The sequence below is a fragment of the Streptomyces endophytica genome, from assembly GCF_026153355.1.
GTDB lineage: Bacteria > Actinomycetota > Actinomycetes > Streptomycetales > Streptomycetaceae > Streptomyces > Streptomyces endophytica.
The window spans coordinates 746,952-771,432 of record NZ_CP110636.1 but is presented as its reverse complement, the minus strand read 5'-3'; the positions used below and the strand labels follow the sequence as shown (position 1 = coordinate 771,432).

18 protein-coding genes, 3 pseudogenes and 1 riboswitch are annotated in these 24,481 nt (G+C 72.8%); of the genes and pseudogenes, 10 read left to right on the top strand and 11 right to left on the bottom strand.

All coding sequences use genetic code 11. The annotated features are described in order from the left end of the window. Positions 1–37: 37 nt before the first annotated feature. Positions 38–1,501, top strand: a complete 1,464-nt coding sequence (locus OJ254_RS03435; protein WP_265361204.1) for a catalase — start codon at positions 38–40, stop codon at positions 1,499–1,501. A gap of 138 nt (positions 1,502–1,639) precedes the next feature. On the opposite strand, the gene OJ254_RS03430 is transcribed toward OJ254_RS03435, so the two are convergent. Beyond that, positions 1,640–2,041, bottom strand: a complete 402-nt coding sequence (locus OJ254_RS03430) for a CBS domain-containing protein (RefSeq protein WP_265365030.1) — start codon at positions 2,039–2,041, stop codon at positions 1,640–1,642. Between the two features lie 219 nt (positions 2,042–2,260). After that, positions 2,261–3,064, bottom strand: a complete 804-nt coding sequence (gene hisN, locus OJ254_RS03425) for a histidinol-phosphatase (RefSeq protein ID WP_265361203.1) — start codon at positions 3,062–3,064, stop codon at positions 2,261–2,263. A gap of 231 nt (positions 3,065–3,295) precedes the next feature. Between hisN and OJ254_RS03420 the strand changes: the two genes are divergently transcribed. Continuing rightward, entirely contained in the window at positions 3,296–3,970 is a 675-nt protein-coding gene (locus OJ254_RS03420; RefSeq protein ID WP_265361202.1) for a TetR/AcrR family transcriptional regulator, read from the top strand. A 24-nt stretch (positions 3,971–3,994) separates the two neighbouring features. On the opposite strand, the gene OJ254_RS03415 is transcribed toward OJ254_RS03420, so the two are convergent. The 4 genes from OJ254_RS03415 to OJ254_RS03400 all read right to left on the bottom strand — a co-directional run bounded on the left by OJ254_RS03415 (position 3,995) and on the right by OJ254_RS03400 (position 7,789). Next, entirely contained in the window at positions 3,995–4,318 is a 324-nt protein-coding gene (locus OJ254_RS03415) for a DMT family transporter (protein WP_265361201.1), read from the bottom strand. A gap of 151 nt (positions 4,319–4,469) precedes the next feature. Beyond that, on the bottom strand, positions 4,470–5,477 hold the full coding sequence (gene rsgA / locus OJ254_RS03410) for a ribosome small subunit-dependent GTPase A (protein WP_265361200.1): 1,008 nt from the start codon (positions 5,475–5,477) through the stop codon (positions 4,470–4,472). 13 nt (positions 5,478–5,490) lie between these two features. Further along, a complete protein-coding gene (aroA, locus tag OJ254_RS03405) occupies positions 5,491–6,864 on the bottom strand; it encodes a 3-phosphoshikimate 1-carboxyvinyltransferase (protein ID WP_265361199.1) in 1,374 nt (457 codons plus the stop codon). 211 nt (positions 6,865–7,075) lie between these two features. Continuing rightward, entirely contained in the window at positions 7,076–7,789 is a 714-nt protein-coding gene (locus OJ254_RS03400; RefSeq protein WP_265361197.1) for a M50 family metallopeptidase, read from the bottom strand. A 35-nt stretch (positions 7,790–7,824) separates the two neighbouring features. Between OJ254_RS03400 and OJ254_RS03395 the strand changes: the two genes are divergently transcribed. Together OJ254_RS03395 and OJ254_RS03390 are read left to right on the top strand one after the other, a co-directional pair. Then, positions 7,825–8,646, top strand: coding sequence for an SOS response-associated peptidase (locus tag OJ254_RS03395; RefSeq protein ID WP_265361195.1), 822 nt, complete (start codon positions 7,825–7,827; stop codon positions 8,644–8,646). 91 nt (positions 8,647–8,737) lie between these two features. Next, a pseudogene (locus OJ254_RS03390) lies at positions 8,738–9,384 on the top strand (alpha/beta hydrolase family protein). A gap of 60 nt (positions 9,385–9,444) precedes the next feature. Here the strand turns inward: OJ254_RS03390 and OJ254_RS03385 are convergent. Continuing rightward, positions 9,445–9,996 carry a helix-turn-helix domain-containing protein gene (locus OJ254_RS03385; RefSeq protein ID WP_265365029.1) on the bottom strand — a complete coding sequence of 184 codons (552 nt, stop codon included), beginning with the start codon at positions 9,994–9,996 and terminating at the stop codon, positions 9,445–9,447. 438 nt (positions 9,997–10,434) lie between these two features. Here OJ254_RS03385 and OJ254_RS03380 point away from each other — a divergent pair, with 438 nt between their 5' ends. The 6 genes from OJ254_RS03380 (at position 10,435) to def (ending at position 16,644) form a co-directional block, all read left to right on the top strand. Further along, positions 10,435–11,139 carry a sigma-70 family RNA polymerase sigma factor gene (locus OJ254_RS03380; protein WP_265361194.1) on the top strand — a complete coding sequence of 235 codons (705 nt, stop codon included), beginning with the start codon at positions 10,435–10,437 and terminating at the stop codon, positions 11,137–11,139. Next, the gene (rsrA, locus tag OJ254_RS03375) at positions 11,136–11,525 is read left to right on the top strand and encodes a mycothiol system anti-sigma-R factor (protein WP_265361193.1); all 390 of its coding nucleotides are present in this window, start codon (positions 11,136–11,138) and stop codon (positions 11,523–11,525) included. Before OJ254_RS03380 ends, rsrA begins: the two co-directional genes overlap by 4 nt. Positions 11,526–11,803: 278 nt before the next feature. Further along, positions 11,804–13,276: an HD-GYP domain-containing protein gene (locus OJ254_RS03370; protein WP_265361192.1), complete on the top strand. Its 1,473-nt coding sequence runs from the start codon at positions 11,804–11,806 to the stop codon at positions 13,274–13,276. Between the two features lie 151 nt (positions 13,277–13,427). Further along, complete coding sequence (locus tag OJ254_RS03365; RefSeq protein WP_265365028.1) at positions 13,428–14,642, top strand: HD-GYP domain-containing protein; 1,215 nt, start codon at positions 13,428–13,430, stop codon at positions 14,640–14,642. A gap of 319 nt (positions 14,643–14,961) precedes the next feature. After that, positions 14,962–15,948 (top strand): tetratricopeptide repeat protein, encoded by a 987-nt coding sequence (locus tag OJ254_RS03360; RefSeq protein ID WP_265361191.1) that lies wholly within the window; start codon positions 14,962–14,964, stop codon positions 15,946–15,948. A gap of 66 nt (positions 15,949–16,014) precedes the next feature. Further along, positions 16,015–16,644 carry a peptide deformylase gene (gene def / locus OJ254_RS03355; RefSeq protein ID WP_265361189.1) on the top strand — a complete coding sequence of 210 codons (630 nt, stop codon included), beginning with the start codon at positions 16,015–16,017 and terminating at the stop codon, positions 16,642–16,644. Positions 16,645–16,740: 96 nt separating this feature from the next. Here the strand turns inward: def and OJ254_RS31375 are convergent. From OJ254_RS31375 to mctP, 4 genes and pseudogenes are all read right to left on the bottom strand, one after another. Next, positions 16,741–18,713: pseudogene (locus tag OJ254_RS31375) on the bottom strand (transglycosylase domain-containing protein). Between the two features lie 110 nt (positions 18,714–18,823). Then, a complete protein-coding gene (locus OJ254_RS03345) occupies positions 18,824–19,846 on the bottom strand; it encodes a ribonucleotide-diphosphate reductase subunit beta (protein ID WP_265361187.1) in 1,023 nt (340 codons plus the stop codon). Beyond that, a pseudogene (locus OJ254_RS03340) lies at positions 19,846–22,275 on the bottom strand (ribonucleoside-diphosphate reductase subunit alpha). The gene OJ254_RS03345 and the pseudogene OJ254_RS03340 overlap by 1 nt, the downstream one beginning before the upstream one ends. A gap of 182 nt (positions 22,276–22,457) precedes the next feature. Continuing rightward, a riboswitch (cobalamin riboswitch) is annotated at positions 22,458–22,556 on the bottom strand. Between the two features lie 244 nt (positions 22,557–22,800). Then, positions 22,801–24,477, bottom strand: a complete 1,677-nt coding sequence (gene mctP / locus OJ254_RS03335; RefSeq protein ID WP_423835995.1) for a monocarboxylate uptake permease MctP — start codon at positions 24,475–24,477, stop codon at positions 22,801–22,803. Between the last annotated feature and the right edge of the window lie 4 nt (positions 24,478–24,481).

Below are 24,481 nucleotides of genomic sequence, written 5' to 3'. Positions count from 1 at the left end.
GCCCAGGGCAGGTGTAGAGACGTTTCAGGAGGCGCACGTGTCGGTAGAGAGCACCACCGGACCGCTGACCACGGAGGCCGGCGCTCCGGTCGCGGACAACCAGAACAGCGAGACGGCGGGCATCGGCGGCCCCGGCCTGATCCAGGACCAGCTCCTGATCGAGAAGCTCGCGCACTTCAACCGCGAGCGCATCCCGGAGCGCATCGTGCACGCCCGCGGCGCCGGCGCGTACGGCACGTTCACGGTCACCGCCGACGCGACGCCGTACACGCGCGCCGCGTTCCTCTCCGAGATCGGCAAGCAGACCGAGGTCTTCCTGCGGTTCTCCACCGTCGCGGGCAACCTCGGCGCGGCCGACGCGGTGCGCGACCCCCGTGGCTTCGCGCTGAAGTTCTACACGGAGGAGGGGAATTACGACCTCGTCGGGAACAACACCCCGGTCTTCTTCATCAAGGACGCCATCAAGTTCCCCGACTTCATCCACACCCAGAAGCGCGACCCGTACACCGGCTCGCAGGAGGCGGACAACGTCTGGGACTTCTGGGGTCTGAGCCCGGAGTCCACCCACCAGGTGACCTGGCTGTTCGGCGACCGCGGCATCCCGGCCTCGTACCGCCACATGGACGGCTTCGGCTCGCACACCTTCCAGTGGAACAACGCCGCCGGTGAGGTCTTCTGGGTCAAGTACCACTTCAAGACCGACCAGGGCATCGAGAACCTCACCCAGGACGAGGCCAACAAGCTCGCCGGTGAGGACCCGGACAGCCACCAGCGGGACCTGCGCGAGTCGATCGAGCGCGGGGACTTCCCGACCTGGACCGTCGGTGTGCAGATCATGCCCGCCGCCGAGGCCGCGAACTACCGCTTCAACCCGTTCGACCTGACCAAGGTGTGGCCGCACGCGGACTACCCGGTCATCGAGATCGGCAAGCTGGAGCTGAACCGCAACCCGGAGAACATCTTCGCCGAGGTCGAGCAGTCGGTCTTCTCCCCGCACCACTTCGTGCCGGGCATCGGCCCGTCCCCCGACAAGATGCTCCAGGGGCGGCTCTTCGCGTACGGCGACGCGCACCGCTACCGCGTCGGCATCAACGCCGACCACCTGCCGGTCAACCGCCCGCACGCCACCGAGGCGCGCAGCCACGGCCGGGACGGCGCGCTCTACGACGGCCGCCACGGCCGGCAGAAGAACTACGAGCCCAACAGCTTCGGCGGTCCCGCCCAGACCGGTCTGCCGCTGTGGCAGCCGGCTCCGGTCGCCGGGTCCACGGGTGAGCAGGCGGCGCCCTCGCACGCCGAGGACAACGACTTCGTCCAGGCCGGCAACCTCTACCGCCTGATGTCGGAGGACGAGAAGGGGCGCCTGATCGACAACCTGGCGGGCTTCCTCGCCAAGGTCTCCCGCGACGACATCGCCGCGCGGGCGATCGAGAACTTCCGCAACGCGGACGCGGACTACGGCAAGCGGCTGGAGGCCGCGGTCCAGGCCCTGCGCGGCTGATCACCGAACGGCCCCTCGGGGCCGCTCGGCGGCCGCTTGCCGTAACAGCCGAAGAGGCCGGACGCCAAGGGGCTCCGGCCTCTTCGTGCACCCGGCGCCAGGGGCCGGACGCCTCATCAGAGGACAGTTGACGAGGAGTCAGGCCGGGACGGCGCCGGCCCGTACGCCGGCCGTCGACCAGCAGCGGATGATGTCGCGGACGGAGACCACGCCGACCGGTCCGTGGTCGTTCAGCACGATCAGATGGCGGAAGCCGCCGCGCACCATGGCGTCCGCGGCGTCGTCGAGGGTCCAGTCCGGAGCGGCGAAGACCACGTCCGGGGTGGTGTGGGTCTGCACGGTTTCCCGGTCGGGATTCTCGCCCGCGCCGAGGGAGTTGAGGATGTCGCGCTCGGTCAGGATGCCGATGCCGCTGTTGTCGCTGTCGAGGACCACGGCCGAGCCGATGCGGCGGGCCGCCATCAGCTGGGCCGCCTGGCGGAGGGTGTGAGCGGGCCCGATGGTGAGGAGCACCGTGCTCATGGCGTCTTTGACGTACATGGGCATGGAGTGGAGCCACCTCCTTGGTGAATGCGCCTTGCGAACGGATTCACAAGTTCACAAACTTGGGGATTCTCATGTTCACATGCCGTCGCGCGCGGTAACAAGGGGCAAGTGCTGGACGGATGTCCGAACACCCGCCCCTGGAGGCGCTGCGTCACAGGTCAGCGCGGTGTGCGGCGGGGAAAAGCCGTCAGAAAAACGGACGTTCCCGGCGGGTCAGTGGGCGGCGTCGCCGAGATAGCTCAGCAGGTCCTCGTGCAGCAGGCCGTTGGAGGCCGCCGCATTGCCGCTGTGCGGGCCCGGCTTGCCGTCCAGCCCGGTGAACTGCCCGCCGGCCTCGTTGACCACCACCGCGCAGGCCGCCATGTCCCAGAGCGACAGCTCCGGCTCCGCGCAGATGTCCACCGCACCCTCGGCGACCAGCATGTACGGCCAGAAGTCGCCGTACGCCCGGGTGCGCCAGCAGTCCCGGCTCAGGTCGAGGAATCCGGACAGCTTGCCGCGCTCCTCCCACCCCGTGAGCGAGGAGTACGCGAACGACGCGTCCTGGACGCGGCCGACCTTCGACACCTGCAGCCGGCTCGCGGAGGTCAGGCTGCGGCCGGTGAACGCCCCCAGGCCCTCCGCCGCCCACCAGCGGCGGTTCAGCGCCGGCGCGGAGACGATGCCGACGACCGGGCGGTCACCGCCCTCGCCGCGCTCCATCAGCGCGATCAGCGTCGCCCAGACCGGCACGCCGCGGACGTAGTTCTTGGTGCCGTCGATCGGATCGATGATCCAGCGGCGCGGTCCGGCGCCCTCGCTGCCGAACTCCTCGCCGAGCACCGCGTCGCGCGGCCGGGCCCGCTGGAGCTGGCCGCGGATGAGCTCCTCGGCGGCCTTGTCGGCCTCGCTCACCGGGGTCATGTCCGGTTTGGTCTCGACCTTCAGGTCGAGCGCCTTGAAGCGCTCCATGGTGGCGGCGTCCGCGGCGTCGGCGAGGACGTGACCGAGGCGAAGATCATCGTGATAGTCGGGCATGTGCGAACAGTATCCATTGGTATACCTGCGGGCCACACGGCCATGCCCGGCGGGCGTGTGTCGCCCTCCGTCCGGCGGGTGCGGACCCGGCCGCGCCCCCGCGGACCCCGGCGGCGCACCGCTCACGGGACGCGCCGGCGAGGACGCTGCGACGCCCCTTGACAGCCCCTGACGCCGCCTCAATTCTGTGCGAAAACCGGCCACCTGGGCCGGCGGCCGGGGAGGCGACGGATGCCCGCAGCGCGTGACTCCTTGCTGGACGCCGCCTACACGGCGCTGACCGCCCGGGCCTGGTCGGACATCCGGATGGTCGAGGTGGCGGCCGCGGCCGGGGTGTCCCGGCAGACGCTCTACAACGAGTTCGGCAGCAAGGAGGGGCTCGCCCGGGCCCTGGTGCGCCGGGAGACCGACCACTACCTCGCCGGGGTCGCCAGGGCGCTCGCCCGGGGCGGCACCGGGAGCTCCCGGACGCGCCGCGACGGGGCCGCCCGGGTGGTGGCCGCGGCCGCCTGGACGCTCCGGACCGCACGGGTGAACCCCCTGGTCAGGGCGGCTCTCACGGGATGTTGGGGGGACCGGCTGCCGCCCCTTTCGCCGGCCGCCGGCCCGGCGCCCGCCGAGCTGGTCGGCCGGTTCTGCGCCCAGGCGGTCGCGGCCCTGGAGCCCGACTGGCCCGCGGAGGAACTGCCCGCCCTGGGCACCGCCTGCGAGACCGCGGCCCGGCTGACGCTGTCCTGTGTGGTGGCCCCGCCCGCCCCGGCTCCCCCGGAGGCGGCGCCGCCGGGACGCGTACCGGCTCAGCGGGCGCGGCGGGACCAGGAGGCCGAGGTGGTGTCGCGGCTCGTACGGGGGGCGTTCGGGCGGCTGGCCGGGGACGGTACGCAGACCGCGGCCGGCCGCGGCTGACGGCCCGTCACGAAAACCGCCGGGTCAGTGGGCGCTGCCCGACAGCTGGAGGCCGACGATGCCCACGATGACCAGGGTGATGGAGACGATCTTCAGGGTGGAGACCACGTCACCGAGGAAGACCATGCCGTAGACCGCCGTCCCGGCCGCGCCGAGGCCGGTCCACACCGCGTACGCCGGACCCACGTCGAGCTTGCGCAGGGCGAGGGTCAGCAGTCCGAAGCTGGCGAGCGCGAAGGAGGCGAAGGCGATGGTCGGCAGGAGGCGGGTGAAACCGTGCGAGAGCTTCAGGCAGACCGCGAAGCCGGTCTCCAGCAGCCCCGCCACCACGACCAGCAGCCACGCCATGTCCCATTGCCTCCGTCAGCCGGACGAGTGACGACGGGACTTCAGCTCCGCTCCGCTGGGCCCCGCCTGGCGGTCAGCGGCCGGTGACCGTGCGCCGGCCCTGGTGTGATTATGCAGTTGTTCCGGGCGGAGGGCAGCGAACTCCGGGAGATCAGTCGCCCTCGCGTCGTTCCCGGGTGGACAGCAGCCGGCGCAGCGAGTGCAGCCGGGCCGGATCGGCGTGGCCGTCGGCGACCCACTGATCCAGGGCGCAGTCCTGCTCGTCGTGGCTGCAGGCGCGCGGGCAGTCGACGGTGCCCGGCTCCAGGTCGGGGAAGGCGTGGATGACCCGGGACGGGTCGATGTGGGCCAGCCCGAAGGAGCGGACGCCGGGGGTGTCGATGACCCAGCCCGCGTCACCGGGCAGCGGCAGCGCCAGCGCGGAGGTCGTGGTGTGCCGGCCGCGGCCGGTGACCGCGTTGACGTTGCCGGTGGCCCGGCGGCGCTCCGGGACCAGCGCGTTGACCAGGGTCGTCTTGCCGACGCCGGAGTGCCCGACGAACGCCGTCATCCGGCCCTTGAGCGTCTCGCGGACCTGCTCGGCGGCGCTGCCGTCGGCGAGTTCGTCGCGGTTGGTGACGATGGCGGGGACGCCGAGCGTGCCGTACGACTCCAGCAGCGCGTCGGCGGACGCCAGGTCGGACTTGGTCAGCACCAGCAGCGGGTCCAGGCCCGCGTCGTAGGCGGCGACCAGGCAGCGGTCGATGAGCCGGGGACGCGGCTCGGGGTCGGCGAGCGCGGTGACGATGGCGAGCTGGTCGGCGTTGGCGACCACCACCCGCTCGTACGGGTCGTCGTCGTCGGCCGTCCGGCGCAGCGTGGACGTGCGCGGCTCGACCCGGACGATCCGGGCGAGGGTGTCCTTGGCGCCGCTCAGATCACCGACGACGGCGACCCGGTCGCCGACCACCGCGCTCTTGCGGCCCAGTTCGCGGGCCTTCATCGCGGTGACCGTGCGGCCCTCGATGAGGCAGGTCAGCCGGCCCCGGTCGACGGTCAGGACCAGGCCCTCGGCCGCGTCCTCGTGCTTGGGGCGGATGTTCGTACGGGGCCGGTTGCCCTTGCGGTTGGGGCGGACGCGGACGTCGTCCTCATCGGGGTTCTTGCCGTAGCGGCGCATGGCGGCCGGTCCCTCAGGCTCTCCGGGCCGGGCCGGGCGACGCGCTGAGCATGTCCGTCCACAGCGCGGGGAAGTCGGGCAGGGTCTTGGCCGTGGTGGCGACGTTCTCCACCTCCACGCCCTCGACCGCGAGGCCGATGACCGCGGCGGCGGTGGCCAGCCGGTGGTCGTCGTAGGTGTGGAAGATCCCGCCGTGCAGCGGGCGCGGCCGGATGTGCAGCCCGTCCGCGGTCTCGGTGACGTCGCCGCCGAGCTCGTTGAGCTCCTTGGTGAGCGCGGCCAGCCGGTCGGTCTCGTGCAGCCGCAGGTGGGCCACGCCGCGCAGCGTGGAGGGGGAGTCGGCGAGCGCGGCGACCGCGGCGATGCCGGGGGTCAGCTCGCCGACCTCGCTCAGATCGACGTCGATGCCGTGGATGCGGCCGCTGCCGGTGAAGGTCAGGCCCTGGTCGGTCAGCTCGCAGAAGCCGCCCATGGTGGTGAAGATCTCACGCAGCGCGTCACCGGGCTGGGTGGTGTGCTCGGGCCAGTCCGGGATGGTGACCCGCCCGCCGGTGACCAGGGCGGCGGCCAGGAACGGCTGGGCGTTGGACAGGTCGGGCTCGACGACCAGGTCGCGGCCGAGCAGTGCGCCCGGGGTGACCCGCCAGACGTTGGGCTCGCCGCCCGCCTCCGGGGTGTCCACCTGCGCGCCGACGCTGCGCAGCATGTCGACGGTCATCCGGATGTGCGGCATCGACGGCAGGGCCGCGCCGACGTGCCGGACCTCGACGCCCTGGTTGAAGCGCGGCGCGGACAGCAGCAGGGCGCTGACGAACTGCGAGGACGAGGAGGCGTCGATCTCCACCGCGCCGCCCTCCAGGGCGCCGCTGCCGAAGACCGTCATCGGGAGCGCGCCGCGGTTGTCGTCGTCGATCCGGGCGCCCAGGGCGCGCAGCGCGTCGATCACGCCGCCGAGCGGGCGCTCGTAGGAGCGCGGGTCGCCGTCGAAGCGGACCGGGCCGTCGGCGAGCGCGGCGACCGGCGGCAGGAAGCGCATGACCGTTCCGGCATTGCCGACGTCGACGACGGCCGGGCCGTGCAGACCGGCCGGGATGATCCGCCAGGCCTCACCGCCGCCGGGCCGGTCCCCGGCGTCCGCGGAGCCGGCGGAGCTGGAGGAGGCGGTCTCCTCGATGCCGACGCCCATGGTGCGCAGCGCCTCGGCCATCAGGAGGGTGTCGCGGGAGCGCAGCGGGCGGCGCAGCCAGCCGGGCTCGGAGGAGAGGGCGGCCAGCACCAGGCCGCGGTTGGTGACCGATTTGGAGCCGGGCACGGTGACGGTTGCATCGACGGCCCCGGGTGCGACGGGGGCGGGCCACAGGGCGGGATGTGCGGGGCTCTCGGTCATGCCCTTACTTTAATGGCTGGGCAAGGGTGCCGATCTTGATCAAAAGTGGCGCAACCCATCCGAAACATGGCACTGGTAATGCGCTCGCGTGCCGGAAGCGCGGAGAGGGTGGACGTACGGACCGCGCACGGCGGACGTACGAGGCGCGGCGGACATACCGGGCGGGAGTACGGGGCGTGCCGTCGTTGACGGCCGGGGTCCGCCGGCGCCCTCAGAGGCCGAGCAGCCAGCGTCCGCCGCCCATCAGGGAGCACAGCGTCACCACGTGGAAGAGGCCGAGCCACAGCGCCGCCGGGACGTGGGTCAGCCGCGCCAGCTGGTCCGGGTCGGAGTCCACGGCTCCACCCCGGCGCCGCTTGCCCATCAGCTCGAAGGGCGGCCGCACCCCGCCCAGCAGCAGGAACCACACCGCCGCGTACCCGAAACCGGCCTGCACGTCCGGTGTGGTCAGCCAGGAGACCAGCAGGAACGCGGCGCCGGCCAGGACGACGGTGAGCACGCCGTAGGCGTTGCGGATCATGACCAGCATCGCCAGCAGCAGGGCGGTCGCGCCCCACAGCAGGGCCGTGATGTGACCGGCCGCCAGGAGGGCGGCACCGGCCAGGCCGAGCAGGGACGGTGCCACGTAACCGGCCGCGGCGGTCAGCACCATGCCGAGACCGGTCGGTTTGCCGCGGGAAACGGTCAGTCCCGAGGTGTCGGAGTGCAGCCGGATGCCGTCCAGGCGGCGCCCGCTGACCAGTGCGATCAGGCCGTGCCCGCCCTCGTGCGCGATGGTGATCGCATTGCGCGAGAGCCGCCACGCGGTGTGCGGGACGACGACGGCCAGGGCGAGCACCGCCGTGGCGATCACCAGCCAGAGCGACGGGGCGGGCTGGGTCCCGGTGACCCGGCCCCATATGTCGGTGAGGTGGTCGGTCTCCATGTCTCCCCTTCGTGTGGCATGGCAGTGTGGCATGCATGTGCGGGAGGTATGCAGCGAGTCGTCGCCCCGAGGACCTGGTCGGCCTGTTCGGGGTGCAGCAGTGGGAGCCCGAGGAGACGCTGGCACCCAGTTGGAACGTGGCGCCGACGGCCACCGTGCACGCGGTGCTGGAGCGTCCGCTCAAAGGCGAGGGCGTCCCTGACGGGCCGGTGCGCCAGCTGCGGCCGCTGAAGTGGGGGCTGGTCCCGTCGTGGTCGACATCACCCGACGGCGCGGCAAGGATGATCAACGCGCGCTCGGAAACGGTCCACGAGAAGCCGTCGTTCCGGCGGGCCTTCGCGACCCGGCGCTGTCTGATCCCCGGTGACGGCTACTTCGAGTGGGTCACCGACGCGGCCGAGCGGGAGCTGGAGGAGCAGGGCCGGAAGAAGCGGCCCCGCAAGCAGCCGTACTTCGTGACGCCCGCGGACGGCTCCGTGATGGCGATGGCCGGGCTGTACGAGTTCTGGCGGGACCGCACGCTCCCCGGCGACCACCCGCTGGCCTGGTGGGTGACCTGCACGGTCGTCACCACCGCCGCCGAGACCACCCCGCTGGCCGGGGCGGACGGCGGCGCCGGCCCGCAGTCGCTGGCCGAGATCCACCCCAGGATGCCGCTGGTGCTGCCCCCGGACCGCTGGGACGCCTGGCTGGACCCGGGCCGGACCGACCCCGACGAGCTGCGGGAGCTGCTGGCGCCCCCGCCGCCCGGCCTGATGCGCGCCCATCCCGTACCGACCGACGTCAGCAACGTCCGCAACAACGGGCCCGAGCTGGTCACCGAGCTCGACGGGCCGGAGGTCGGCACGCTGTTCTGAGCCGGTGCGCGCCCGGTGGGGCCCGGCCCGGTGGCCGTCCGGCGGGCGTGGGGCGGTGCCGTTCGCGTCCCGGCGCGGGCAGGATGGGCATATGAGCACAGGGGCGAAGGAGACCGAGACGGTCGGGACGCCGGCGGGCGAGGCCCGGATCACCTGGTACCGCGCGGCGACGCCGGCGCGGGCCGTGGTGGCGGTGAGCCACGGCGCCGGCGGTGGTATCGAGGCGCGCGACCTGCGGGCCCTGGCGGCCGCGCTGCCGGCCCGCGGTTACCCGGTGGCGCTGGTCGAGCAGCCGTGGCGGGTGGCCGGCAAGAAGGTGGCGCCGGCGCCGAAGACCCTGGACGCGGCGTGGACGGCGCTGTGGCCCGCGCTGGAGAAGCCGGGACTGCCGGTGGTCGCCGGCGGCCGGAGCGCGGGCGCCCGGGTGGCCTGCCGTACGGCCCGCGAGCTGGGCGCCGAGGCCGTACTGGCACTGAGCTTCCCGCTGCACCCCCGGGCAGGCCGGAGAAGTCCCGGGTGGACGAGCTGACCGGCGCCGGGGTGCCGACGCTGGTCGTGCAGGGCGGCCGGGACCCCTTCGGCCGGCCCGACGAGTTCCCGCCGGGCACCGAGCTGGCCGAAGTGCCGCACGGCGACCACGGGTTCGCGGTCCCGAAGAAGGCCGGGGTCGGCGAGGCCGCGACGATGACCGGGCTCACCGACGCCGTACTCGCCTGGCTGGACGGGCTCTTCGGCTGAGCACCGCCGCGGGTGCCGGCAGCGGCCCGGGTACCCGCGGGGGTCCGCCGGCGCCGGGGCTCAGTCGCCCTGCCCGCGCGGCCGGGCCCGTACGTGCACCCGCTCGCCCTGCCGCCCGAAGAGGCTCAGCACCTCGACCGGTGTCCCGTCGGCGGGCCCGAACCAGTGCGGCAGCCGGGTGTCGAACTCCGCCGCCTCCCCGGCCCGCAGCACCACATCGCGGTCGGCCAGCAGCAGTCGCAGCCGTCCGGAGAGTACGTACAGCCACTCGTAGCCCTCGTGGACCCGCTGCTCCGGCGGGCCGGCGACGGCATCGATCACCAGCTTGAACGCCTGCAACGCGCCCGGCTGGCGGGTCAGCGGCACCACCGTCATACGGCCGCGCCGCTGCGGCACCGCGCGGATCCTGGGGTCGCCCACCTCCGGCGCGCCCACCAGCTCGTCCAGCGGCACCTGGTGCGCCTGGGCCAGCGGCAGCAGCAGTTCGAGGGTGGCCCGGCGGCCGCCGGACTCCAGGCGCGAGAGGGTGCTCACCGAGATGCCGGTCGCCTCGGACAGCGCGGCCAGGGTCACCCCGCGCTCCTGCCGGATCCGCCGCAGCCGCGGCCCCACCTCGGCGAGGACCCGGTCGTAGACCTGGTCCGGCGCCGGGGCGCGGTCGGGGGCGGCGCCGGTCGCCGGGGCGTGCGCGGTGCGGTCCGGCGGGGTGCCGGCGGTGTCGTCGTCCACGCTCCCATTGCCGAACCGGCAACCGCATTTGTCAACCCCGGGAAGCGAAACCGCCGGAAGAAGATCGCGCGGAGCGGGAATGCCCGGGCCGGGGCGGCTGTTGTCGCATCCGTACGGACGCGCGTACGTACCAGCGAAGCACGAGGAATGGGAGTCCGCCGCATGGGAATCGCTTGCCCGGCCCGCCCGGCCGCTGACCTGCCGTGGTCGCAGATGCAGGTGGCACAGCCCGCCCTGGCTGGAGCGGCGGCGGTACCGGATCGTCGTCTATTCTCCGAATCGAGTGGGTCCGCTTCCGGATCCGTGACGGTGTTGGAGGAGGTGGGTCCGGTCACCGGTACCGACGCAGGGACCGACGGCTCGGCCGAGGAGATGTCCGACCGCCGGCAGGAGAGTGCGGCCGAGCGCAACGCGCGCTTCGAGCGGGACGCGCTCACCTTCCTGGACCAGATGTACTCCGCCGCCCTGCGCATGACGCGCAACCCGGCCGATGCGGAGGACCTCGTCCAGGAGACGTACGCGAAGGCGTACGCGTCGTTCCACCAGTTCCGCGAGGGCACCAACCTCAAGGCGTGGCTGTACCGCATCCTCACGAACACCTTCATCAACTCCTACCGCAAGAAGCAGCGCGAGCCGCAGCGCAGCGCCGCGGAGGAGATCGAGGACTGGCAGCTGGCGCGCGCCGAGTCGCACATGTCGACGGGGCTGCGCTCCGCCGAGTCCCAGGCGCTGGACCACCTCCCCGACTCGGACGTGAAGGCCGCCCTGCAGGCCATCCCGGAGGAATTCCGCATCGCGGTCTACCTCGCCGATGTCGAGGGGTTTGCGTACAAGGAGATCGCGGACATCATGGGGACACCCATCGGCACGGTGATGTCCCGTCTGCACCGCGGCCGCCGCCAACTGCGCGGCATGCTGGAGGATTACGCCCGCGAACGCGGGCTGGTTCCGGCGGGTGCGGCCACTGCGGACCCGCAGGCCGCGCGGACGTCGGAGTCGCACGACCGGAAAGGCTCGGGATCATGAGCTGCGGAGAGCCGCACGAGAAGGACTGCTCAGAGGTCCTTGACCACCTCTACGAGTATCTCGACCGGGAGATGCCCGCCGGGGAGTGCGCGGAATTCCAGGTGCATCTCGACGAATGCTCCCCGTGCCTGGAGAAGTACGGCCTGGAGCAGGCCGTCAAGAAGCTCGTCAAGCGCTGCTGCGGCCATGACGACGTCCCCAGCGATCTGCGCTCCAAGGTCATGGGCCGGATCGACCTCATCCGGGCCGGCGAGGCCGTGCCCGAGGTGAGCGTCCTGGACCAGGCCCGGCACGAACAGGCCCAGCGGGAGCAGCAGGCGCGTGCGGCGGAGGCCGGCAACGGCGGCTCCGGCCCGGCGGCCGACACCCGTACCGCCGAGGCCTGAGGCCGTCGCCCGGCAGGGCCTCCCGGGCGACCGGCGCATGACCGGCACCGCCCGCCACGTTGCACGGACCGCGGCCGCGCGGGGCGAAGACCGCGGCACATCACCCCAATGAGTGAGGGGCGGGGCGATTCCTCCCGCCCGATCCGCTGATGCGCCTTCCCGGGCGCGCCAACCCCTCTATTCTCACCGACCCGAGCGCGCTGCGGACGCGGCGTGCCGAGGGCCGTCCCCGCTCCCCGAAACGGGGCGGAGCCGGCGGGCACGGTGAGGAGGGCGCGATGCGGGAGCTTCCGGCGGCCGCGCGAGGGTACATCGGCGGGACGGCCCTGGCCGCCGCGCTGTGCACCGCTCGGGCCTTGACGCTGGGCCCGGGCGCCCCCTGGGGCACCGCCCTCGCCCTGGCCGCCCTGTACGCACTGTGCGAACGGATCCCCTGCTGCCCGCTCGTCGGCCGCCGGCTGCCCGAACGGACGCGGTCCGTCGGCGGTACGGGCTGGACCAGCCCCCTGGTCCTCGCCGGCGTCTTCCTGCTGCCGCCGCCGCTGGCCGCGCTGGCCGCCGTCCCCGGGGCACTGCTCGCCCCGGTCCGTTCCCGGGCGGCCACCGCCCGCCGGATCTGGCACGCCGCCGAGCAGGCCCTCGCCTGCGGCGCGGCCGCCGCGGCCTTCCAAGCCCTGGACCACCCCGCGCTGTCGGCCCCGCGGTTCCCCCTCCTGCTGCTGCCGGCCCTGGCCGCCGCGGCCGTCTACTGCGCGGTGCTCGCGGCGCTGGACGGCGGCATCCTGATCGCCGCCGAACGGCACCCGGTGCGCACCGCCTGGCGCGGGCCGCTCGCCCAGGCCCGGTACCTCGTGCACGGCCTGGCCGGGCTGATGATGGCCGTCCTGTGGCGCAGCTCGTACGGACCGCCGGCGGCGCTGCTGGTGCTGCTGCCGATGTGCCTCTCGTGCTGGGTCTTCGACCGCTGCCACCGCGAACGCGCCGCCCACCAGGCCACCATCCGGGCGCTCGTCCAGGCCGTGGACATCAAGGACCGCTACACCCGCGGGCACGGCGAACGGGTCGGCCGCGCCTCGGTGATGATCGCCCGCGAGCTGGGCATGGCGGAGGACCGGACCGAGGCGCTCCGGTTCGCCGGCATCCTGCACGACGTCGGCAAACTCGGCGTACCCACCCGGCTGTTGCGCAAGGACGGGCCGCTGACCTCGGAGGAGCGCCGGGTGATCGAACTGCACCCGGAGTACGGGCACGAGATCGTCCGCGGCATCGGCTTCCTGGGGGAGGCGCGGGCGGCGATCCTGCACCACCACGAGCGGCTGGACGGGCGCGGCTACCCGTACGGTCTCCGCGGCCACCAGATCCCGGAGTTCGCCAGGGTGGTGGCGGTCGCGGACGCCTTCGATGCGATGACCTCCACCCGGTCCTACCGCCGGGCCCGGCCGGTGCCGGTGGCCGTCGCCGAGCTGCGCAAATGCGCCGGCACGCAGTTCGACCCGCGGATGGTGCGGGCGCTGGCGGCGGCGCTGCACCGGTACGGCTGGGACCCGGACCTGGTCACCGCGGCCGACGACGGGCCGGGCGCGACCCGGAGCGGAAACGTCACACCTTCGCGGACCGAGGGCCGTGCCGGGGACCCCCGGGGCACGGCGGTCCCCGCCCCGGAAGGCCGCGGTGACCGGCCGGCCGGCGCGGTGCCCGAGCCGGTGCCCGGAGCCGCCGGGCCGGCCGGGTGGGGCGGTGGTCCGCGATGACCGGCGCCCGTGCGGAACCCCGGATGCCCGGCGGACCGGCCCCCCGGCGTCCGACGGCCGGCCCACCGCCGTACCGGCCGGCACGCGGAGGGCCGCCCGCCACCGAGGCGGCCGCGCCGTCGTCGTCGCCGTCCACACCGCCGCCGCCGCGCTGGCCTGCTGGTCCCTCGGACGGACCCTGTGGGCCGGGCTCGACCGGCCGGCGATCGCGCTGGCCTTCGGGGTGCTGATCGCGGCCGGCGAGCTGGCCGCCTGCGGCCCCGCCCCCGCCACCGGGCCGGGACGGGCGCCGGACGACCGCACGGCGGCCCCGCTGGGCGCGGCCGGGGCGCTGGCGTACGCGCTGCTCGGCGAGGCGGGCGGCCGGCCGACGACGCACGGCGTCCCGCAGACCGTCGCCGTCGTCCTGGCGGCCGCCCTGATCGGCGCCGTCCCGCAGGTCGCGCGCGGCCGGCGCACCGCGCCGGACCGGCTCGCCCGCCGGGTGCTGACCACGGGATTCGCCGCCACCTGCTTCCAACCCCTCTACACCACCGGCACCTTGGGCGGCTGGGTGGCGAACGGGCCGGCCTACCCGTTCTTCCTGATCGGCCTGCTGGCGCTGACCACGCTGTGTGACGCGGTGCTCGCCGCCACCCTGGCGCACGCCCGCACCGGCTGGCCGTACGGGCCGCTGCTGTGCGACGAGTTGCGGGCGCTGCCCGGCATGGGCACCGCCGTCTGCGCCACCGGCGTGGTGATCGCGCTCGCCACCGCGGTCGTGGGCCTGTGGGCGCTGCCGGTGTTCTGTCTGCCGCTGCTGCTGACCCAGCTCGCCTTCGGCCGGTTCGCGGCGGTGCGCAGTACGTACCGCCAGACCATCGCCTCGCTGGCCCGCGCCACCGAGATCGCCGGGTACACCCCGCACGGCCACGCCCGCCGGGTGGCCGCGCTCAGCCGCGCGGTGGGCCGCGAACTGGGCCTGACCGAACCGGACTTGGACGTGCTGGAGTACGCCGCGCTGATGCACGACATCGGTCAGCTCTCCCTCCTGGACCCGGTGCCGGACGGTGCCACCGCCCCGCTGCCGCCCGCCGAACAGCGCCGGATCGCCCTGCTGGGCGGCGCCGTCGTCCGGCAGACCGGGGTGCCCGCCGAGGTCGCGACGATCGTCGAGCGGCAGGCCGACCCGTACCCGGACCAGCCGGTCACCGCGCGCATCGTCCGGACCGTCAACGCCTACGACGACCTGGCGGGCGGCGCCGGCGGGCCGGGCGGCCGGCTGCGCGCCCTGGAGCGGCTGCGACTGGCCACCGCGCAGGACCACGAGCCCCGCGTCGTCGAGGCGCTCGCCCGGGTCCTGGCCCGCGGCGGCCGGGAGGTGTGAGAAGGACCGCACCGGGGCGGCCCGGCCCCCGTGCCGCCCCATGGTTCCCTCCGCTTGCGGAATTCCGCCCGAAGTGCCAGAACCCATGGGTAATGAGCGGCCTCCGAGACGGGCATGGTTGGATGCGATGGAAGCCCCTGTGAGGAGAGTCCCAGGGGATTCAGGGGGTCGGTGAGGGGCATCAGCCGCAGGGGAGCAGCAAACCGGGCTGAGCTCGACGGCAATCTGTGGCAGGTTGTCGAGTGGGCCCCCGGAAGGGCCCCGGGAGCCGCCCGGGAGACCACCTGGCGGCAACGAGAGCAACCAGCAGGCGGGAATCGTGAGGATCTTCGGCAAGGTACGGCACCGGCCCTCCGCCTCGTGGCGGCAGGCGACCGACCGCGCTTTCACGCTGATCGGTGACGGCCGTTACGAGGACGCGGGGGCGTTGCTGACCCGGGCCGCGGACATGGAGCCGTGGCTGTCGGAGTCCTGGTTCAACCTCGCGCTGCTGCACAAGTTCCGGCACGACTGGGAGCAGGCCCGGGCCGCCGGGCTGCGCGCGGTGGCGCTGCTCGACCGCGAGACCGGTGCGCCCGACTGGTGGAACGTCGGCATCGCCGCCACCGCCCTCCAGGACTGGCCGCTGGCCCGCCGGGCCTGGCAGGCGTACGGCCTGAAGGTCCCCGGTGAGGGCTCGCCGTCCGGCGAACCGCTCGGCATGGCCCTGGGCAGCGCCGCGGTCCGGCTCTCCCCGGAGGGCGAGGCCGAGGTGGTCTGGGGCCGCCGGCTGGACCCGGCCCGCATCGAGGTGCTGTCGATCCCGCTGCCGTCCTCCGGGCGGCGCTGGGGCGAGGTCGTGCTGCACGACGGCGTCCCGCACGGCGAGCGGACGACGTCCGACGGGCAGGCGTACCCGGTCTTCGACGAGATCGAGCTGTGGGCGCCCTCCCCGGTCCCCACCTGGGTGGTGCTCCTGGAGGCCGCCACCGAGGCCGACCGGGACGCCCTGGAGCGGCTGGCGGCCGACGCCGGCTTCGCCGCCGAGGACTGGTCGTCCTCCGTCCGCCTGCTGTGCCGTACGTGCTCGGAGAGCCGGATGCCCAGCGACGAGGGCGACGGCGAGCACCTGGACCCGCACGACCACAGCGAACCGGGCCACCCCGGCCCGCTGGGCCACCGCACCGCGGGCTCGGGCTCGCTGTGGGTGCCGGAGCGCGAATGCGGTATCGCGGCGCCGTCCGCGCTGGTCCGCGGGCTGCTCGACGGCTGGGTCGCGGACAGCCCGGACACCCGCGAATGGCGTGATCTCGAAGAGGTCTGCTGAGCGCCGGGCCGTCCCCGTAGGCTGTACGACGTCCCATCAGGGTTTTGAGGAAGGCGTACGGCGGAGATGGCCCAGCAGGACAGTGATCAGCAGGACAGCGTCGAGTTCATCGTCGACACGGAGGACTGCGAGGAGCGCGAGACCGCCCACCGGGAGCGCGGCACCTCCCGCCCGATCACCGTGGTCGGTAACCCGGTGCTCCACAAGGAGTGCAAGGACGTCACGGAGTTCGACGACAGCCTGGCCCAGCTGATCGACGACATGTTCGCCAGCCAGCGCACCGCCGAGGGCGTGGGCCTGGCCGCCAACCAGATCGGTGTGGACCTGAAGGTCTTCGTCTACGACTGCCTGGACGACGAGGGCGTCCGGCACGTCGGCGCGGTCTGCAACCCCGTCCTGGACGAGCTGCCCGCCGAGCGCCGGGTGCTGGACGACTCCAACGAGGGCTGCCTGTCCGTGCCCGGCGCGTACGCCGAGCTGGCCCGCCCCGACTACGCCGTGGTCCGCGGCCAGAACGCCAAGGGCGAGCCGATCGCCGTGCAGGGCACCGGCTACTTCGCGCGCTGCCTGCAGCACGAGACCGACCACCTCTACGGCTACCTCTACATCGACCGGCTCTCCAAGCGGGACCGCAAGGACGCGCTGCGGCAGATGGCCGAGCGGGAGCCGCGCTACCCCGTCGTCGCCAACGACTGAGCGGACGCGAGACGACCGGCGCGCGGGCGCCCGTCCCCGGTGGGGGCGGGCGCCCGCGCGCGTCCACGAGGCGCCCGGCGGGCCGTCCGCGGCCGGCTACGAGGCGTTCTGGTAGGCGCTCCAGACCTTCGGCGGGAGGGACGTCCCCAGCCCGGTGCGGGGGCCGCCGACGCCTTGCAGGCCCAGCAGGTCGGGCGCGCCGGGCTGGTTGCGGAACATGGTGACGGCGGTGGTCGGCTCGTCACCGGTGCCGGGCGTGGCGCCGGGGCGGACGCCGCCCCAGTTCCCGCCGGTGCCGGGCCCGGTGCCGACCGGGGCGGGCGGCGGGCTGCCGATGAACCACGCCGACTTCATCCGGTCACCCGGCTCGGTACGGCCGGCCGCCACCGGCGGCCCGGCCGGCTTGGCGTCCGGCAGGCCCATCGTGCGCCAGCCCACGCCCTGCAGGGCGCCGGTCACCTGCTGGGCGACCCCGGCGTCGAGGACCTGCTGGGGCACCGCCCGCTCGAAGCCGGGAACCTTGCGGCCGTCGTGCGTCATGGCGGACACCGCGTACGGATCGGCGTGCAGCCCGCCGTTGGCGAACGTGGTGTAGGCGCTGGCCATCCGTATCGCGCTGGGCGCCGAGGTGCCGAGCGGGAAGGTCTGCTCCAGGCGCGCCATGCTCTCCTTGCGCAGCCCGGCGGCCACCGCGAGATCCCGGATGCGGGCCAGCCCGATCCGCTGCCCGGCCTGGACGAACGGCGCGCTCTCGGCCTTCACCAGGGCGCTGCCGAGGTCCGCGGCGGCCTGGCCCGGCCGCCAGTCCACCGGGACGGTCCGGCCGGCCCCCTCGGGGCGGTCGGAGGGCTGCGGGGTGGCGTCGACCTGCTGCTGGAGGGCGGCGGCGAGCACGAACGGTTTGAAGGCCGAGCCGGCCGGGACCGCCGTGGTGTCCGCGTTGTTGCTGAAGTGCCGGGTGGCGTCGGCACCGCCGTAGAGGGCGACGATCGCGCCGTCCCGGGGGCGCACCGAGGCCGCCCCGAATTCCACGAAGGTGTCGGCGGTCCGCTCCTTCGGGTCGAGGTTCTCCCGGCGGACGGTGTTCACGGCCGCCTCCAGGCGGCGGGTGCGGTTCTTGTCGAAGGTGGTGTGGACGCGGTAGCCGCCGCGGGCCAGGTCCTTGTCGGTGAGCCCGGTGTCGGCCTTGATGAATTTGTTGGCGATGTCGACGAGATAGCCGATCTGGCCGGCCTGGCTGGTGGGCTTGGACGGCGGCCGGGGCTCGGGGAAGGTGCGGTATTTCGCCCGTTCCTCCTCGCTCATCTTTCCGGTGGCGACCTGCCGGTCGAGGATCCACCGCCAACGCGCCACCGCCCGCCGGTGATTGGCCTTGCTCAGCCCGGGTCGTACTGGTCGGCGCCCTTCAGCGTGGCCGCGAGCAGGGCGCCCTGGCTGGGGCTGAGGTCCTTGGCGTCGATGCCGTAGTACGCGTGGGCGGCGGCCTGGATGCCGTACGAACCGCGGCCGAACCAGCTGGTGTTGAGATATCCGCGGAGGATGTCCCGCTTGGACTTCTGGTTGCTCACCTTCAGCGCGATGATGAATTCCCGCAGCTTGCGGGTGACCGTCTGGTCCTGCGAGAGATAGGTGTTCTTCACGTACTGCTGGGTGATGGTGGAGCCGCCCTGGGTCTCCTCGCCGGAGACCATGTTCACCACGGCCCGGCCGATTCCCTGGAGGGATATCCCGGGGTCGCTGTAGAACGTGGCGTTCTCCGCGGAGATCACCGCGTTCTCGACCGAGTCGGGGACCTTGTCGAGGGTGACGTTCTGCCGGTTGACGGCGCCCACGCTCACCATCTGGCTGCCGTCCGCCCAGTAGTAGACGGTGGCCTCCTTGCCGGCGAGCTCGTTCTCGTCCGGTATGTCGATCTTCGCGTACACGAACGCGAACAGCCCCGCCAGGGAGAGGATGCCGAACGAGAGGGTGCCGAGCCACAGCCGCCATGACGGCAGCCATCGGCGCAGCCCCTCCCGTCCCCGGCGCGGATAGTCGATGAACCGGCGACGCCCCTTCGTGCCCTTCATACCCGGATAGATGTGGCGGCCCCGGCCCCGGTTGCCGAGGTAACAGAACGCTCACAATCGCAGGTGACCGGGGCCAACGGGCGCCGCCGGCAGCGGCGTCGGGGCCCGGCCTAGAAGTCGTCGTCGAAGGAGACCGAGCCCTCGACGGCGACCTGGTAGGCGGAGGCCCGGCGCTCGAAGAAGTTGGTCAGCTCCTGGACGTTCTGCAGCTCCATGAAGGAGAACGGGTTCTCCGAGCCGTACACGGGCGCGAAGCCGAGCCGCTGCAGCCGCTGGTCCGCGACGCACTGCAGGTACGCGCGCATCGACTCGGTGTTCATCCCCGGCAGGCCGTCGCCGCACAGGTCACGGCCGAACTGCAGCTCGGCCTCGACGGCCTCCTTGAGCATCTCGGTGACCTGCAGCTCCAGCTTGTCGTCGAAGAGGTCGGGCTCCTCCTCGCGGACCGTGTCCACCACCGAGAACGCGAACTCCATGTGCATGGACTCGTCGCGGAAGACCCAGTTGGTGCCGGTGGCCAGGCCGTGCAGCAGCCCGCGCGAACGGAACCAGTAGACGTAGGCGAACGCGCCGTAAAAGAACAGGCCCTCGATGCAGGCCGCGAAGCAGATGAGGTTGAGGAGGAAGCGACGGCGGTCGGCCTTGGACTCCAGCCGGTCGATGCTCTCGACCGAGTCCATCCACTTGAAGCAGAACTGGGCCTTCTCCCGGATGGACGGGATGTTCTCCACCGCGGCGAAGGCGGCGGCGCGGTCCTCCGGGTCGGGCAGATAGGTGTCCAGCAGCGTCAGGTAGAACTGGACGTGCACCGCCTCCTCGAAGAGCTGACGGCTCAGATACAGCCGCGCCTCGGGGGAGTTGATGTGCTTGTACAGCGTCAGGACCAGGTTGTTGGCCACGATCGAGTCACCGGTCGCGAAGAACGCGACCAGCCGGCCGATCATGTGCTGCTCGCCCGGGGAGAGCTTGGCGAGGTCGGCCACGTCGGAGTGGAGGTCGACCTCCTCCACGGTCCAGGTGTTCTTGATCGCGTCGCGGTACCGGTCGTAGAACTCCGGGTACCGCATGGGACGCAGGGTGAGTTCGAAGCCCGGGTCGAGCAGGTTCTTGTTCGTGTTGGCGTCGGTCGACATTACTGGCAGGCCTCGCAGGACTCGGGGTTCTCAAGGGAGCAGGCGACCGCCTCGGGGTCGGCCACCGGCAGTTGCGGCGTTTGCTGGGCGGGCACGGACGCGGCGCGCGCCGACTGCGCGATCCGGGTCGCCGGGCGCGACCGCAGGTAGTACGTGGTCTTGATGCCGCGCTTCCAGGCGTACGCGTACATCGAGCTGAGCTTGCCGATGGTCGGCGACGCCATGAAGAGGTTCAGCGACTGGCTCTGGTCGAGGTACGGCGTACGGGCCGCGGCCATGTCGATCAGGGCCCGCTGCGGGACCTCCCAGGCCGTGCGGTAGAGCGCGCGGATCCGCTCGGGGATCCACGCCACGTCCTGCACCGAGCCGTTCGCCTCGCGCAGCGCGTCCCGGGTCCGCGCGTCCCACAGGCCCAGGGCCTTGAGCTCCTCGATCAGGTACGCGTTGACCTGCAGGAACTCGCCGCTCAGCGTCTCGCGCTTGAAGAGGTTGGACACCTGCGGCTCGATGCACTCGTACACGCCGGCGATGGAGGCGATGGTCGCGGTCGGCGCGATCGCGAGGAGGAGGGAGTTGCGCATCCCGGTCTTCGCGATCCGGGCGCGCAGCGCGGCCCAGCGGTCCGCCCAGCGCGGCTCGGCGTCCGGGTAGTGGTCGGGGTGCAGCACGCCGCGGGCGGTACGGGTCGCGGACCAGGCCGGGTGCGGGCCGTGCCGCTCGGCGAGGTCGGCGGACGCCTCGTAGGCGGCGAGCATGATCCGCTCGGAGATCCGGGTGGACAGCTACTTCGCCTCGGGGGAGTCGAAGGCCAGCCGCAGCCGGAAGAAGACGTCCTGGAGGCCCATCAGGCCCAGACCGACCGGGCGCCAGCGGGAGTTGGAGGCGCCGGCCTGCTCGGTCGGGTAGAAGTTGATGTCCACGACGCGGTCGAGGAAGGTGACGGCCGTACGGACCGTGGCGTCCAGCCGCTCCCAGTCCATCGCCTCCTCCCAGCCGCCGGCGTCGTTGCCCAGGTGGGCGGCGAGGTTGACCGACCCGAGGTTGCAGACCGCGGTCTCGCCGTCGTCGGTCACCTCCAGGATCTCCGTGCACAGGTTGGAGGAGTGCACGACCTTGCCGGGCTCGGCGGTCTGGTTGGCGGTGCGGTTGGCGGCGTCCTTGAACGTCATCCAGCCGTTGCCGGTCTGCGCCAGGGTGCGCATCATGCGGGAGTACAGCACCCGGGCGGGGATCTGCTTGAGCGCCCGGCCCTCGGCCTCGGCCTTGCGGTACGCGGCGTCGAACTCCTCGCCCCACAGGTCCACCAGCTCGGGGACGTCGGAGGGCGAGAACAGCGACCAGTCGGTGTCCGCCTCCACCCGGCGCATGAACTCGTCCGGGATCCAGTGCGCGATGTTCAGGTTGTGCGTCCGGCGGGCTTCCTCGCCGGTGTTGTCGCGGAGCTCCAGGAACTCCTCGATGTCCGCGTGCCAGGTCTCCAGGTAGACGCAGGCCGCGCCCTTGCGCCGGCCGCCCTGGTTCACCGCCGCGACCGAGGCGTCCAGCGTGCGCAGGAACGGCACGATGCCGTTGGAGTGCCCGTTGGTGCCGCGGATCAGCGAACCGCGGGCCCGGATCCGGGAGTACGACAGCCCGATGCCGCCGGCGTGCTTGGAGAGCCGGGCGACCTGGTGGTAGCGGTCGTAGATCGAGTCGAGCTCGTCCAGCGGGGAGTCCAGCAGGTAGCAGGACGACATCTGGGGGTGGCGGGTGCCGGAGTTGAAGAGGGTGGGGGAGGAGGGGAGGTACGACAGCGAGCTGGTGAGGCGGTACAGCTCGGCGACGTCGTCCAGGGCCCGCTCGCTGTGGTCTTCCGCGAGGCCGCAGGCCACCCGCAGCAGGAAGTGCTGGGGCGTCTCGATCACCTGACGGGTGGTGGGGTGCCGCAGCAGGTAGCGGGAGTGCAGGGTGCGCAGGCCGAAGTAGCCGAACCGGTCGTCCGCGCCGTCCGCGAGCGCCCGCTCGACCAGCGCGTCCAGCCGCGCCGCGTGCGCCCGGACGAACTCCGCGGTCCCGTCGGCGATCAGGCCCTCGCGGTGCCCGACCTCGATGGAGGCGGAGAAGGCGACCGCCCCCTGTTCGGCCGCCTCCTCCGAGATCGTGAGGGTGAGCAGCCGCGCGGCGAGCTTGGAGTACTCCGGCTCGTCACCGATCAGGCCGGCCGCGGCCTCGGTGGCCAGCGCGCGCAACTCGGCCTCGTCGGAACCCGCGTGCCGGCCGCGCAGGGCGGCGGCGGCCACCTTGCCGGGGTCGGTCGCGGTCAGGTCCGCGGTCAGGTCGGTGAGGGTGCGCAGCAGGGCGACGCCCGGGCCGTCGGAGGCGGCCGGCGTGGCCACCGCGGGCGGCACGACCTCGGCGGCTGACGCGGGTTCCGTTGGCGCGATGGTCACGTGATGCTCTCCCTCACTCGGCGGGGGCCGGGAGGGGCGGGGCGCGACGGGCGCACGCGGGCATGCGGCACCCCGTCAGGTCAGGGGTGCGCGGGCACACCGCGCGGCGTCCATCGGCCCATCCCTCGGGGCCCGGACGTATCGACGTCCGCACCGATGGCGGTGCGGGCGTGCCGTCGGCAGGTCCTCGGACTTCCGGGCGCACGGCGGCCCGTCAACAAGTGCGGGCGGGTGCGCGCGTACACCGTTGCGGGACAGTCCCGGATTCCCACCGGGTTCCCCTGCGGCGACAGCGAGGACGAGCATACATGTGGGGGTGACCCCTCGGGCGCACCCCCACATCTAGTGTGTCGCGAGTGATCAACGAGTGATCGGGCGGTGCCTGTCAGTGGCCTCGGCTATCGTCGGTTGTACGGTCCTTGCTCGAAACCGAGCCGCTCAAGGACCGGGTGAACCGACCGGGTGCACGAAAAGGGCCGCCGCCTCCCGGAGGAGGCGGCGGCCCGTTGCTTCGGACGCGGTGGGTCAGTGCCCCGCCGGAGCCCCCGCCGTCGCCGGCGGGAGGTCGGCCACGACGCCCTCGTCGCCCGCGTCGGCGGTGTAGTCCGCCGGGCTCGTCTCGTCCGTGCCGTCGGGGGCCTTGAAGGCCCGCAGGACGAAGGTGAGGACGACCGCGACGACGATGTTCAGGACGATCGCGGTCAGGCCGATGTAGCCGATCTCACCGATGCCGGGGATCTCCGCGCTGGAGCCGCCGAAGTGCTTCTGGGTGGGGCTGGCCACGCCGTACGCCGCGAGCGTGCCGTAGAGCATGCCGACCGCCCAGCCGGTCAGCAGCGCCCAGCGGTGGAACCAGCGGGTGAACAGGCCGCCGACCAGGGACGGCATGGTCTGCAGGATCCAGATCCCGCCCAGCAGCTGGAAATTGATCGCGACGGTCTTGTCCATGGTGAGGACGAAGACCAGGGCGCCGACCTTGACCAGCAGGGAGACCAGCTTGGCGACCTTGTGCTCCTGCTCGGGCGTGGCGTCCTGCCTGAGGAAGTCCTTGTAGACGTTCCGGGTGAAGAGGTTGGCGGCCGCGATGGACATGATGGCCGCCGGGACGAGGGCGCCGATGCCGATCGCGGCGAACGCGACGCCGGTGAACCAGCTGGGGAACATGTCCTCGAACAGCTGGGGGATGGCGAGTTGCGGGTTGCCCTGGATGTCCGTGCCGGCCTTGATCGCCATGAAGCCGAGCAGCGCCAGCAGGCCCAGCATCAGCGAGTAGACCGGCAGGATCGTGGTGTTGCGGCGGATCACGTTGCGGCTGCGCGAGGACAGCGTCGCGGTGATCGAGTGCGGGTACATGAACAGCGCCAGGGCCGAACCGAGCGCCAACGTGGCGTACGCCCACTGGGCGTTGGGGCCGCTGGTCAGTTCGCCGCGCGGTTTGCCGGGGACGGCGCCGGGCTGCGCGAGCGCCTTGCCCGCCGCGTGGAAGATGGCGTCGAAGCCGCCCAGTTTGATCGGGATGTAGATGATCGCCACGCCGATGACGAGGTAGATCAGGCCGTCCTTGACGAACGCGATCAGGGCGGGCGCGCGCAGGCCGGAGGAGTAGGTGTAGGCCGCCAGGACCGCGAAGGCGATCAGCAGCGGGAGGTCCTTGACGAACCAGTTGGTGTGCTCGCCGCCGCCGACGCCCATGACGTCCAGCACCGCCTGGATGCCCACCAGTTGGAGCGCGATGTACGGCATCGTGGCGAGGATGCCGGTGAGCGCCACCGCCAGCGACAGGCCCTTGGAGCCGAAGCGGCCGCGGACGAAGTCGGAGGTGGTGACGTAGCCGTGCTTGTGCGAGACCGACCAGAGGCGGGGCAGGAAGAGGAAGATGAACGGGTAGACCAGGATCGTGTACGGCACGGCGAAGAAGCCGGAGGCGCCCGCCGCGTAGACCGCCGCCGGGACGGCCACGAAGGTGTACGCGGTGTAGAGGTCACCGCCGAGCAGGAACCATGTGATCCAGGTGCCGAAGCTGCGGCCGCCCAGGCCCCATTCGTCCAGGTTGGCGGACTGCTCGGCCTTGCGCCAGCGGGCGGCCAGGAAGCCCATGACCGTCACGGCCAGGAAGAAGAACACGAAGACGGCGAGGGCCACGCCGTTGACGCCGTGGGTCTGGGAGGCGGCCAGCCGGACGGTCGCCGGGGCCGCGGTCACGAGG